At 37.1% G+C, this 13,246-nt stretch carries 13 protein-coding genes; 3 read left to right on the forward strand and 10 right to left on the reverse strand.

The annotated features are described in order from the left end of the window. Nucleotides 1-85: 85 nt before the first annotated feature. From purM to KI430_RS04485, 3 genes are all read right to left on the reverse strand, one after another. The gene (purM, locus tag KI430_RS04475; protein ID WP_248877069.1) at nt 86-1,078 is read right to left on the reverse strand and encodes a phosphoribosylformylglycinamidine cyclo-ligase; all 993 of its coding nucleotides are present in this window, start codon (nt 1,076-1,078) and stop codon (nt 86-88) included. 297 nt (nt 1,079-1,375) lie between these two features. Next, nucleotides 1,376-1,912: an NADPH-dependent FMN reductase gene (locus KI430_RS04480; RefSeq protein WP_248877070.1), complete on the reverse strand. Its 537-nt coding sequence runs from the start codon at nt 1,910-1,912 to the stop codon at nt 1,376-1,378. A gap of 128 nt (nt 1,913-2,040) precedes the next feature. Then, a complete protein-coding gene (locus tag KI430_RS04485; RefSeq protein WP_248877071.1) occupies nt 2,041-2,670 on the reverse strand; it encodes a DUF4142 domain-containing protein in 630 nt (209 codons plus the stop codon). 509 nt (nt 2,671-3,179) lie between these two features. Between KI430_RS04485 and KI430_RS04490 the strand changes: the two genes are divergently transcribed. Next, the gene (locus tag KI430_RS04490; RefSeq protein ID WP_248877072.1) at nt 3,180-3,551 is read left to right on the forward strand and encodes a hypothetical protein; all 372 of its coding nucleotides are present in this window, start codon (nt 3,180-3,182) and stop codon (nt 3,549-3,551) included. A 69-nt stretch (nt 3,552-3,620) separates the two neighbouring features. Here KI430_RS04490 and KI430_RS04495 read toward each other — a convergent pair whose 3' ends face one another. Beyond that, nucleotides 3,621-4,169: a type 1 glutamine amidotransferase domain-containing protein gene (locus KI430_RS04495; protein WP_248877073.1), complete on the reverse strand. Its 549-nt coding sequence runs from the start codon at nt 4,167-4,169 to the stop codon at nt 3,621-3,623. Nucleotides 4,170-4,383: 214 nt separating this feature from the next. Between KI430_RS04495 and KI430_RS04500 the strand changes: the two genes are divergently transcribed. Continuing rightward, nucleotides 4,384-4,737 (forward strand): hypothetical protein, encoded by a 354-nt coding sequence (locus KI430_RS04500; protein WP_248877074.1) that lies wholly within the window; start codon nt 4,384-4,386, stop codon nt 4,735-4,737. 101 nt (nt 4,738-4,838) lie between these two features. Here KI430_RS04500 and KI430_RS04505 read toward each other — a convergent pair whose 3' ends face one another. Further along, nucleotides 4,839-5,471, reverse strand: coding sequence for a response regulator (locus KI430_RS04505; protein ID WP_248877075.1), 633 nt, complete (start codon nt 5,469-5,471; stop codon nt 4,839-4,841). Beyond that, entirely contained in the window at nt 5,464-7,425 is a 1,962-nt protein-coding gene (locus tag KI430_RS04510) for an ATP-binding protein (RefSeq protein ID WP_248877076.1), read from the reverse strand. The genes KI430_RS04505 and KI430_RS04510 overlap by 8 nt, the downstream gene beginning before the upstream one ends. A 164-nt stretch (nt 7,426-7,589) precedes the next feature. Here KI430_RS04510 and KI430_RS04515 point away from each other — a divergent pair, with 164 nt between their 5' ends. After that, nucleotides 7,590-8,072 (forward strand): hypothetical protein, encoded by a 483-nt coding sequence (locus tag KI430_RS04515; RefSeq protein WP_248877077.1) that lies wholly within the window; start codon nt 7,590-7,592, stop codon nt 8,070-8,072. A 177-nt stretch (nt 8,073-8,249) separates the two neighbouring features. Here KI430_RS04515 and KI430_RS04520 read toward each other — a convergent pair whose 3' ends face one another. The 4 genes from KI430_RS04520 to KI430_RS04535 form a co-directional block, all read right to left on the reverse strand. Then, nucleotides 8,250-9,995, reverse strand: a complete 1,746-nt coding sequence (locus tag KI430_RS04520; protein WP_248877078.1) for a DKNYY domain-containing protein — start codon at nt 9,993-9,995, stop codon at nt 8,250-8,252. A 74-nt stretch (nt 9,996-10,069) separates the two neighbouring features. Beyond that, nucleotides 10,070-11,026: a transporter gene (locus KI430_RS04525; RefSeq protein WP_248877079.1), complete on the reverse strand. Its 957-nt coding sequence runs from the start codon at nt 11,024-11,026 to the stop codon at nt 10,070-10,072. Between the two features lie 257 nt (nt 11,027-11,283). After that, complete coding sequence (locus tag KI430_RS04530; protein WP_248877080.1) at nt 11,284-12,360, reverse strand: cytochrome-c peroxidase; 1,077 nt, start codon at nt 12,358-12,360, stop codon at nt 11,284-11,286. Next, on the reverse strand, nt 12,353-13,174 hold the full coding sequence (locus KI430_RS04535; RefSeq protein ID WP_248877081.1) for an MbnP family protein: 822 nt from the start codon (nt 13,172-13,174) through the stop codon (nt 12,353-12,355). Before KI430_RS04535 ends, KI430_RS04530 begins: the two co-directional genes overlap by 8 nt. Nucleotides 13,175-13,246 lie beyond the last annotated feature (72 nt).

Consider the following 13,246-nt stretch of genomic DNA (forward strand, 5'->3'; position numbering starts at 1 on the left):
TAGCCCCGATAGTAGTGGAAATCCTTTTGCTTTTTTTTCATATGTGAAAAAGCAAAAGATTGCAACGGATAGCGGGATTAAGCTCCTAAAATTTTAAATCGATTTTCTCGCTTCCTTCTGTTATTTCGCCTACAACATAAGCATCTTCCAAAAGGTCAAGGATTTTTTCAACGTGATTCTCATCAGTTACCAAAACCATTCCTACACCCATATTGAAAGTCCCGTGCATTTCTTTTCTATCGATATTTCCTCGTTTTTCTAATTCTAACATCACCGTCGGAACTTTAATTTTGGATTCATGAATGCTTGCGCAAAGTCCTTCCGGAATGATTCTCGGAACATTCTCGTATAACCCGCCTCCTGTGATATGTGCAATTCCGTATACAGGAACTTCTTCCAGTACTTTGTGAATGTCTTTGTAATATAATCTTGTCGGCACAAGCAAAGTCTCATACAAAGGTTTTCCTTCGAATTCTTCTTCGAAATCCGGGAAAATCTTTCTTACCAACGAAAAACCGTTGGAATGAAATCCAGAACTTGGAATGGCAATGATTTTATTTCCTTTTCTGATTTTGGAGCCATCAATAATTTGGTCTTTCTCTACAATTCCTACACAGAATCCAGCTACATCGTAATCGCCCGGCTGATACATCCCAGGCATCTCGGCAGTTTCACCTCCAATCAAAGCGCAGTTGTTATCCTTGCAGGCATTCACCATTCCAAGAACAATTTCCGCTGCAATATCAGAATCCAGCATTCCGCAAGCCAAATAATCTAGGAAAAACAATGGTTTTGCACCATGACAAAGGATATCGTTAGCACACATTGCAAAACAATCGATACCGATAGAATCGTATTTTTTGGAATCTAAAGCGACTTTTAGTTTGGTTCCTACGCCGTCTGTTCCGGAAACCAGAACAGGATTTTTATATCCAGCAATCTCATAGAACGCACCGAAGCTTCCAAGATTATTAAGAACATTTTTATTGTGGGTTTCAGCAACGGCAGATTTGATTTTGTCAACGGTTTTGTAACCTTCTTCCTTATCTACACCGGCTGATTTATAGGTATTGCTCATTTTTACTTTCAGAATTGGGATTCTTTCGATTCTTCCAGGCTTTTAAAAACCTGAAAGAATCTTGGAATTCATTAGATTTATTTCAAACTTTACTTTTCAATTTTATCAAATAAAAAAGCCGACAATCTTAGAGATATGTCGGCCGTTATTTTAACTCACAAGTTCGGAGGTGTTTGTGTAATTCTCTTTGCAAGAATCAAAATACTGTTGGAAATGAACTTGTGGGATTTTCATCGGATTAAATTTCATTTTTCTTTGCTACAAAGTTAAGCATTCTTAACATTAATATCCAAAATGTTATCCAAAAAAGTTTTTAACAGCAGATAATTTCTCCTGAAACTCAGTATTCTTTTCTTCATCTACAATACCTTTCTCGATATCAAAAGTCTCTTTGAACTTAGGCAAATAGAAACTTTGAAGCACATTTGCACCACTGGATTTAGCTCTCGCTTCAAAAGCAGCGACCACGTGTCTTCCACCGCCAGGACCAGTTGCTGTAGCTAAAACAAACACAGGTTTTTCACCAAAATGTTTTCTATCCTTGATTCTGGAAACCCAGTCGAAAATATTTTTAAAAGCGGTTGTATAAGTACTGTTATGCTCAGCAAAAGAAATAATCAACAAATCTGATGCATCAATTTTCTCAGCAAATCTTAACGCCAAAGTTGGAATCCCGTCGTGTTTTTCTCTGTCAACACTGAAGATTGGCATTTCGTAATCGTTCAGGTCAAGAACTTCTACCTCAGCGCCATTAAATTGTTTCGCGGTATATTCTACTAATATTTTGTTGATGGATTCTCTGGAATTGCTTCCTGCAAAAGCTAATATTTTCATTTGTTTAAAATTTAAAGTGCCAAATGTAAAGACTTTAAACCAGAAATAGATTGATGTAGGTTAGTTTTTAGAATAAAAAAATTGAGCATTATATACTCAATTTTCAACATAACTTTTGATAAGATATTCTATTTGACAGCAACTTTGGCTTTTTCAGACTCCATCAAGTGATGTTCCAATGTTGGAAGCGTTTTATTGGCAAAGGATTTAAGTGAAGACTCAGTTCCTTTAGAGGCTTCTTCTTTGAATTCTGCAATGTCTTTTTTATGATCGCTAACCATCAAATCTGCATAAGCCCGATCAAAGTCCGCTCCTTTTTTAGCTTTCAGATCATCATATTTTTTCTGTTTGTCAGCATCCAGACTTGTTGGTAATGTATAACCTGCTGTTGACGCCCATTGCATCAGCTCATCATTCGCTTTGCTGTGATCTTTTACCATCATTGCACCGAGAGACTTTACAGTAGCATTATTAGCATTTGTAGAAGCCAGCTGCCCCATCATGACTTCCATTAGTCCACCTCTAGCAGCAGCATCAGCAAATTTTTTGTCCTGTGCACTTAAATTAGCAGTCGCACTGCTATTAGCTCCTGCAGAAGCCGAATCCGCCGCCATCATTGCACTGTCATTACCGACTGTTGCAGAATCATGAGTTATCACTTCGGTGCTATCACCAGTGGTGTTCATTGTTGTCGTGTCAGTTTTCTTGCAGGCCATAAGAGCTGCAACAGCCAGAAGACTTAAAATTGAATTTTTCATAATAATATTTATTTAGTGAGAGTAATGACATTGACTTAACAATTTGTCTGCCAAATAATTACTTAGACTAAGTATTATGAATTGTATCTAACATTCAATAAGTGATAACAAAAAGGGAGAGAAACAAATTTGAGCTGCTTCTCTCCCTATAAGTATAATTAATATATGGATTGCCAGGAAAGAGGACATTGCTGCCCTCCTTATCAAAAAATCTAATAAACTATGAACTAGATTCTTTGAAAATTTCACATCAAAGTATTTGCCAAATTATCAGATTTAGAATTGAAATTTTAAATCAAATTTAATTGATATAGTTTATAATCAATACAATAAGGATTTACTAATGCTTATCGAAGATGAATTTTAATTATTTTGATCATCTTTATCAAATTGTTATTAAAGTAACTTTTAAATAAACGAATTGTTATCCAAATCTATTTATGGTCTTAAAATTGATATTAATTTTCAAATACAATTTACTATTTGATTTAATTAATACCTCTTGCATTATGATATTTGATAAAAACTACCTAAAACCGAGTAATGAGAATCCATACTTCGTTTATCAAGAAGAGCAGGAAAATACAAGTTTCAACAATCCTTATAACGATAATCCTTATATGATAAGTTCTCTGCAGAAAATCAAAAGACATCTCAAATGTAAAAAGAAAAAGGCGGTTATAGATGAATGTCTTGATGATTACAAAGATCAAATCGTAGATAGACCTCAACTCAATCACGTGTTTGAACCTAATGATATACAAACACCCAAAGCGACTATCGCAGACTATGCAAAGGCTTCTTATCAAAAAGTGTTGAAAGATCTGGAAAATATTCAAAAACTATTAGATCAGCTGAATACCCATGAGGTTCGTTTGTAAATAAAGTTGATTAGCAAATAATAAAAAACTCCTGAAGATTGATTCTTCGGGAGTTTTCTATTTTTAGGATTAAAGATTTTGATCTTCGTGTTTTCCTTCTTTAATTTCTTCTACCATTTTCGCATTGAAAGCCGGCAAATCTTCCGGAGTTCGACTGGTTACCAAACCATTATCTACCACTACTTCACTATATTCCCAAACAGCGCCCGCATTTTTAAGATCAGCACTTATAGAGTTTACCGAGGTCATCTTTCTGCCTTCTACGGCACCTGCATTGATTAGGATCTGCGGACCGTGGCAAATAGCAGCGACCGGTTTATGTTGTTTGAAGAAATCCTGTACAAACGATATAGCCTTTTCATCGGTTCTTAATTGATCCGGATTAATAACACCGCCCGGAAGAACTAACGCATCGTAATCAGAAGCTGAAACCTCATTTAAGGTCTTATCCACTTCATAATCTCTTCCCCAATCTTTCTCAGCCCACGCTTTGATGGTTCCTGATTTTGGACTTACAATGTGGGTAATCCATCCAAACTGTTGTAAGTAATCTTTTGGAGATTTCAATTCGCTTTCTTCGAAGCCATCAGTTGCGAGTATTGCAATTTTCTTTGACATAATAAATATTTTTTGTGATTAATATGGTCACAGTAAGGAAAATATTATGCCGATGAAGACCTTTATAATTATAAAACTTTGTTAAAGGTAAAGCGATTCGTGTTACGGGTTTTGTCAGGTGCGAAAATTAAAGTTTTTTTTTGTAGAAATTAGTTTTAGAATAGAAACTAGAAATTGCAATATGGTTAAATTTGCAGCTTAATTAAAAGAGAATATGACAATAAGCGATTTGGTAGGGAATTATGCTGTGGAAGGTAGCAATCAGGATCAGAATGGGATTGCTTATCACGGGATATTGACATTAAGTCTTGACAATAATAACAGAATTGTGGCTAAGTGGACCATTGGTGATCATATCCAGAATGGTACCGGTTTTTTCAAAGATGATATTCTGGTTATCAATTTCAATTATGAGGGTGATGAAGGTAAGATCTACAAAGGTGTAGCAATCTATCGATTCATTAATCCAAATACTTTAGACGGTTTTTGGTCAGAGAAATATGGCAATCCGTTATATCTTGGCAGTGAATATTGTGTTAGAGTTCCTGCTCCTGAATTTTTGAATTGATCTGTTAATATGAGTGAAGGAAAGCAACCTCACCGGTTCGAGTAGAGAAATGTATTAAGAATCTAAATAATCATTCATCATTTAAAATTTATAATTCATAATTATATCAGCTTATTCTCCGCTGCTATCTTTACTAATTCGATCATATTTTTAGCTTTGAACTTTTGAAGCAGGTTTCTGCGGTGGGTTTCTACGGTAATGACCGAGATAAAAAGTTTCTCTCCAATCTCAATAGACGTATGACCATCCGCAATGGCTGAGAGAATCTGCTTTTCCCGCTTGGTTAATCTTGGTAATTCGAAGTTGTCTGATGAAGCACTGAGCACGATTTCCTGAACTTCTTTACTCAAAGCTAAGTCACCATTGATGGCTTTATTGATACAATCTGTAATTTCTTTGGGATTGGCATTTTTGAGGATGTAACCATTACCGCCATTTTCCAGAAAGCGAAAGATAATACTACGTTCTGCCTGATTGCTGATCCCAATAACAATGGTTTTGGGTAGTCTTTGCTTGATGCTTTTACAGAAGTCTAGACCGCTACCATCGTTTAGGACAATGTCCAGTAATACAACATCCACTTGGTTTTCCTGAATAAAATCCAAAATAGCAGACCCTTTGGTAAAGGAAAAGATTTGGAACTGATTATCCTGTTGCAAAAGTGATTTAAGACCTTCCAGAATCATTGGATGGTCATCTACAATAGCCAGATTGAGTCGGGGTTTGTTATACATAGCATTCTACATTGATGGTTGTTCCTTCGCCTTTTACCGAATGGATCTCTACTTTTCCATTAATCAGGCGGACACGGTTTTCTATATTCTTTAAACCTAATCCATATGTGATCTGGGACTTATCGAAACCTACACCATCGTCTTCTACAGTTAAGGTAAGCGTATTACCGTCCTGACTGATTTGGACAATCACATTGTTGGCCTGCGCATATTTGATGACATTGCTTATGCTTTCTTGCGCAATACGATAAAATGCTAGTTGAATCTGGAAAGGAACTTTATCTGACACATCAAACGCCTCAAACTGAATCGAGAAATGTTTGTGTGTCATTGATTCGCAGAGTTCTTTCAGGGCTGTTTCCAATCCTAAATTCTTGAGCGTTTCTGGCATCAGGTTTCTGGAGATTCTTCTCATCTCCGAGATAGACTTATCTAATTTCTCAACTATATCGGTCGATTGGTAAAGCTCATTAGAAGAGATGGACATTCTGATATTAGCCAACATTCCGCCCATACTATCGTGGAGATCCTGAGCAATACGCTGTCTCTCCTGCTCTTCTCCCTGTAATACCGCTTGGGTTGCCTCATACTTTCTTTGGTTTTCTATGTAGAGCAAATCGTGCTGATGGCTAATGCTAATCTGCTGATTCAATTTTTGTTGTTTTCTATAGGTTAAATAAATCAAAATAGCGATGATGAGACTTAGCCCTAATGCAATGGCCAAGATGGTAATACGCAGGTTTTTGTTTTTGGCAATCAACTCATTTCCCTTTTTCTCCTGTTCTAATTGATTAATCGTCTTTTGCTTTTCTATTGTCTTGTGCAGGATTTCGTATTCATTCAATTTCTGGAGAAGCTTTTGCTGATTAAGGCTATCACCCAAGTCATTGGATTTCTTCATCCATTGGTAGGCTTCTTTAGAATTACCCAACACATCATTCACAGCTGCTAATTGTGTATAAGTGATTCTTCGGTTCAATGCTTCTTTACTTAATATATTTTCTTTGAGGATTTGCTCCAACTGTTGCTTGGCTTTAACATAATTCTTTTGCATCAAATAGACATTATACATTCTGAAATACAAAAGATGCAAAAGCTTCAGCTGATTTTTAACTTTAGCCATCTTTACACCAGCATCCAGACTGCTAAGCGCTTTTGGATAATCCTGCTTGGTTGTATAGTACATCGCCTCCTGATAATAGTAATTGGTATAATGCTGAGACTGAGGATAATTCTGAAGCATCGCTTTGGCTTTATCCAAATAAACCTTTGCTGTTTTGCTGTCGGGTTTGTAGCAATAGTTACTTATAAGATTCAGATAGGTAATCAGGTGAACCGTCTTTGCTTTTGGGATCTGCTTCAGCACTTCCAAAGCCTTTTTATGATATTCTTCCGCTTTATCCAATTGTCCTACCGACATAAACGTCAATCCCAACTGGGTATAGCTGTATGCGAGCAATTCCTTGTTGTTGGTTTTCTCACTCAGCGGGATGCATTTCTCCGTTAGAGCCTTAACCAAGAAATCATAACTCTTGTCCTCTATCTGGACATAAGCCTCATTGTATAACGCTTTTATAAGAATACCTGAGTTTTTCTTATCATTCTGCAGGATTTTTATGGCCTGTTCATAATGTTTTTTAGCATCAGCCCTGCTCCCCTGATTGGTAGCGAATATCCCCTGGTAATATTCTATCAGACCTTTTGAAAGGAGATTTTTCTTAGGGGAATTCAATACCGTGTTTAGAGCTTGAGCACTTTTCAGACTATCGGTAGTTGCCCAATATTCTGATAACAGCAGGTAATTCTGCAAAACCACTCTATCATCCTTACTTGTTTTGATGGTATGATTAATCTGATCCAGATATCTGACCTCATCTATCGGAATCAGCTGTTGTGATCTGCAGAGTTCACTCAAAAGCAAAAACACCAGTAATAAAAATGTATTTCTGAACATCATTCCCTAATTATACTACAAATATCTAAATAAAAAAAACGCAATGTCCGACCAACACTTAAAATCATGGTAAACCATTAGAAATAAAATCATCGTTTCCGATGATTGCTTCCCCAAGCCATTCTGCGGAAATTTGTGACTCACAAACCTATAAAAATAATATTATGAAAAAGATAAGCACCAGAATAGCTCTATATGGATTTTTATCTGTAATGACTTTCGGAACTGTTTTAACAAGCTGCAGCAAGGATAATGATGACATCGTGGATGAGGTTATCGGACAAAGCAGCCATTATAAAGTGACCGTAACGCTTGAAAATGTAAATCCTGATGATGATTTTGTCTCTGTAAGCTTAGCTGGAGGCACAGGCGGTACAAAGTCTGATATCTGGAAAGTAAACGGTGTGGTACGTACCGGAGAATCAGCAATTGGTCTAAATGATAATGACTTTGCAGGCTCAACAAAAACCTATGTTATCGAAACTACCGAACCTATCAGAGCATTTGCCAATGGTGTACAGATTATTAATTACGGCGCACCAATGACTGTGAAATACAAAATTGAAAAAGGCGGCAAAGTTGAAATTAACGAGAATTTAACCTTAACCGGAGATGGTTCTGACTTCACCAAGCAATATTCTTTCTAAACACAAATCTCACATATAGCATTGGTTTAATACCAAAGGCTTATTTATAAAAATCCTGAGAATAGTCTCAGGATTTTTGTTGGTATTGCTCCTCTAATACACGTAAATTTCTGATGTCTTGAATGTTATATTATTTTATTTATACTAATAATTAAGAATACGCTTAATTAAAAATAACTAACCCACCAACTCCGTCTTCACTCCTTCTTTCTCCAACTGATCCTGCAATTCTTTGATATAAACTTTAACCGTCTCTTTTGATTCGGAGAGTAAAGTGACTTTGGTAGAAAAGTGGGTATTAAAACTCTTTTTACCATTTTTCATCACGATCTGCATTCTGCCACTGTAACCGCTATTGGTTCGGTAATTGGATATGACTGAAAAAATGACTTTGTCAATCTTTGTGAGTTGGTATCTTTTAAAATTCATGTTGTTGAACATCAGATAACCGTCTTGCAATATAAAAGGTGAGATCTTTTTATTCCTTAAAAGGAAAGCGACTAAACCAACGATGCCACCTCCTCCCAAAATTAGTAAATAAGGCCAATACCATCCTCTATTATAAGAGACACTGGATGTCAAAATATTATCGCTTGGAGGAAACGACAGTGCCTCTGAACGTCTTAGCTTCTGGATATCATCATACCTCAAGTCGGATTTGGTAAGGATATCTCGTACTGTAGCTTCATCCTTAATTTCATAAACTGCTGATGACATCAAATTGGAGCTGCCAAAGTTGTCCAAATAAAAGTATTGCTTACCAGCCTGCCAAATATTAATGTAGGGATTCTCACCATTGTCCAGCTTTTTAAAGTCTGATGCACCGACATCTTCCAGCGCCATCAAATGGGTAGATCGACTGCTCAAACCTGTTTTTCTGCCCCAATGTTCCGAAGCGGTCAGAAAATAAACCTTATTAGCACTGGCAAAAACATCCGGAGCCAAGTGAGTGAACTGATTATCTACAAAGGGATTGTCTCCAGCCCGCTTTATTTTTTCAGATTCGGGGTCGTAAAAATAGAAACCTTCCCGGCAACTGAACAATGGCTGATTGGCGTGATTCAGATTTGAACTCAACATCTTGTAAGGTGCTTTGGAAAAATTAAAACTATGTCCATCGGCATACACCATCCCGTGTATGCTATCAATAAGATAAGCGCTTCTGGATGGGACATCACCTTCTATCCCTACCTCAAATAAACTGTTATTATAAACAAGAGGCAACAATTGGTTTTCGTAATATACATTCTTACCATCAGTAAAATAACTCGTACTTTCCCGCTCCTGTCTATCTGCATACCGTATATTAAGTGGACGTATGGATTTAGGATCTGCTTTTGGCATCACTTGTCCTCTAAAAAAAGACTGATGGGCATTGCCACCAATATCAAAACCCTTTTTTGAAGTGTAGAACTGATTCTTTGGAAGTTCAACAAATGGATACCAATAGGTCTGTGGTTTCTCGGCAGTCCCCATACTCTGCCTTACCAATTGTAAGACTTCTTTTAAAGTGCCAAGCTCCTCATTACGCTCCGAGTTTCTGGCACAGAAGTAAGTTGTCTTGCCGTCGGTATAATAATTATTAGTGAGCGCTTTCAGATTATTGGGATTGAGTTCTTGAAGAATGATATTTCCAGCGTACACATGATTGCCATCCCAACCGATGTGCGCATCCTGATAATTATCTGTAAAAGTCTTAAAGGTCTTGGCATCGGCTCCTTTCACTTCATAATAGCCATTACTCGGTACTGCTGCATAGACTTTGCCTTTGTAAGTGCAAAACACACTATTGAGATCGGTGTTAGGTGTATTGTTAGTAATAGGTTCTGCTTTGTCTGACAAAGAGACATATAAAATACCAAAACAGGCAACAAAGATGAAAATCAATAAGCCACCAATGAAAATTCGGAATCTATAGAACATGAAGTGTTTTTATAGAGGTTGATTCTCAAATTTAATAAAAAGATTGGTTACTAATGGTTAATTATTAATGATGATTAAATTCCGAAGTTGATAAATAAGCTGAATCTGGATTTGGCTTCGATATCACCACCTGCCAATTGGGTATAAGCAGGCAACATCAGCTCGCTACCGAGACTGAGCTTCTTGTAAGACACTTCGAATCCCAATCTACCATACAAGGCACTGCCAGCCGTCTTGGGCATTACCTCGCCAAACTGCTTGTTCCAGTCATAGACTTCACCTTGCAAGCCCAATTTTCCAGAAAAGATACTAGTCTCATTACGCCATAATCTGTAAAATCCAGTTGCAGCATAATTCCATTGGTTACCAAAGCGGTAGTGTTTTTTATTTTCGGTTTTGATAGTGTAGTCGGTATTTATCATCAATGCAAAGAGGTTTTTCTGGAATTTATAACTCAATGCCAACTGGTAATCCCAGCTTCCTGTTCCCAATTGGAAACTTGGATTAACGCCTGTAATTCCTTTCTCATCAAATCTCCCCAACGGAATTTTTACACCTACACCACCATTCAGCTGATGGTAGTCGTTTTCGGATTTGAGGATTTCGTAAATTCCCATCACACTAGCATCTCCTATCCCACTGATGTTGATATCGCCCTGCAAAGTTTTCTTCTCGTGAAACTGAAACGGAATACTCCCATAAATACTTAGCTTCTGAGTTATCGGAATCTTACCCCAAACCTGAATGGTATTGAAATATTGATCCTGCGTCAAATCCTGCGTGAACAAGTTTTCTTTAGCCTTGTAATGTTGCGCAAAATATTTGACTCCGATGAATTGGGGATTCAATAACGATTCGAAGCCAGAAGAGCCATTGCCAGCAGCACAACCACAGGCGTCGCAGAATAATTTTTCGTATTTGGCTAAATACTGTAACTGGTTTTCATATTGAGGAATGTAAAGGCTGTCTCGGTTGGCTTTTATTTGCTGAGACAGGATGATTAGTATTAATATTATGATCGATTTTTTCATTGTTGATTTTTATTTAACCACAAAAGGCACAAAAGTTTTGGTTTTGAACACAAAGGGCACTAGGTTTTTGTTTCAAATGCTGTTGGTAGTCTCACAAAGGCGCTTCACTTTGATGAGATTTATATTTATTTCTCGCAGATTTTTAGGATTTTACAGATTATTAAATCTGCTTGATCTGTAAAATCTGCGAGTTAATTATTATTGGACATTGCTTCACTTCGTTCGCAATGACAATAGCAGTTTCGTATTAATAGCTACTATTCTGCAAATTGCTTGTTAGTAATAAATTGTTGGTCGGTGAGGGTTTTCAGGAAAGCGATGATGTACTGTTTTTCTAAAGTAGTCATTGGGAGACCAATATATCCGTTCTGTTTCAGAATCGGGTCCAGATTGGCTTGATTCTCTACATTATCCGAATAGAAATTGAGCACAGCATCCAAAGAATAGAAACGTCCGTCGTGCATATAAGGTGCAGTGTATTCTACATTTCGGAGGCTTGGCACACGGAATTTCATATTATCATTCCAATCCAATGTCACACGGTATCTACCACGGTCGTCGTGCTGTGCATTGTAATACATTCCAGTATTTCGATAACTTTCATCGGTAAACAACTCTCCTGAATGACAGCTTGCACATTTATTTTGAAATAATGCCATCCCTTGAGATTCTTCATTTGTGAAAGAAGCTTTTCCTTTCTTCATTCTGTCATATTTGGAATCGGCGGAAATCATTGTGACCATAAACTGGGTCAACGCTTTCAATACTCTTTCGCCGGTAATATTCTCGTCGCCATAAGCTGCTTTGAATAGCTTTTTATAATTGGCATCTTGACTTTGTTTTGAAACGACTTCGGGCAGAGAACTGTCCATTTCAAAATCTGTAGTAATAGGAACCAAAGACCGCTCATCCAGATTATGGCTCACGCCATCCCAAGTGTAGTTTTTGAGAAATGCCATATTCTGAATTGGCGGTGCATTGCGGATGCCTAATTTATCATCAATACCGTGGCTCACAGGATGTCCGTGATGAGTGAACGCATACTCCTGAATATGACAGAAACCACAAGAAATGGTATTGTTACGCGATAGTTTGCCTTCATAAAATAATTTCTTACCCAAGGCTACACCATTTACAGTTACAGGATTTTTTTCAATATCAAATGCCAACGCTGGAAAATTTGTCGGAACCTCCAGATTGTACGTTTTGTCTTCTTCAAAAGCTTCGCCTTCATATTCGTTGGAGCAAGACATTGATATTCCTGAAATTACAATGAATAAAATCCAAAGAGAACATAATCGCCCTCTTTGGAATTGTTGAATTGACTTAATCATTATGAACGTGGTCTACTTTGAACATATTGATGAGGTTGTTGCTGACATTTACTAAATGTGCGCTGCTGCCCATCGCCATATTATTGTAAGTATCCAATGACAACGTCGTTTTCCCACTCAAGTATTGGTTGAAATCTGCAAGAATATGAACAGAAGGTGTAATATCCTTATTCACTCTGGCTGTAGTCGGTAAATCCAAAACCACTTCTCTATAAAGATCTGCGGTTCCGTTTGAGGAAACATCTCCCATATTGCCGCAATGGTTCATAAACTCGGTGTCAGGTGTTGATGTTCCATACTTGCCTTCAAGTTTTGTGAATATGTAACCTGCAGACCAAGACCAAGCCATTCCTTCTTGTTTGGCTTTGTCCCAAAACAAACCTTGTCCGTCCTGACCAATAAGATAAGCCGCAGGGCTGATCCCCAAGCCTAATTTAATTTTTTTATAATTTCCTTTCGGGACTTCGCTGAGGTTAATGAAGACTATTCCAGCTTTGGCTTCTTCCTGATTGATAATGAAAGCACCTTTGTCAGGATTGTTGTAATGGTATCTAAATTCCGATCCGTTTTCATCGGTTAGTGAGATGTTGCTGATGATGTATTTAAGCGTTGAGAACTGGTGTTTTTGTCCTTTGACTGAGGTTTGTATGGTCTGATTCAAAACAATATCGCCGAGATTATAGAAGCCGTTCTCGAATTTGACTTGAAGATTTCCAGTTGTATTATCTTGGATATCGTCATCATCGTTGTTACTGCAAGATGAAAGAGTTATTATTGAGATTAATAGTAATGATAATAGTTTATAGATTTTCATTTGTTAGATGTTATGATTGATAATTTTTAAAGGTTTTTATCACAAAGGCAAAAGATTTTTTAAACAATTCTT

This window comes from Epilithonimonas zeae (assembly GCF_023278365.1).
Classification (GTDB): domain Bacteria; phylum Bacteroidota; class Bacteroidia; order Flavobacteriales; family Weeksellaceae; genus Epilithonimonas; species Epilithonimonas zeae_A.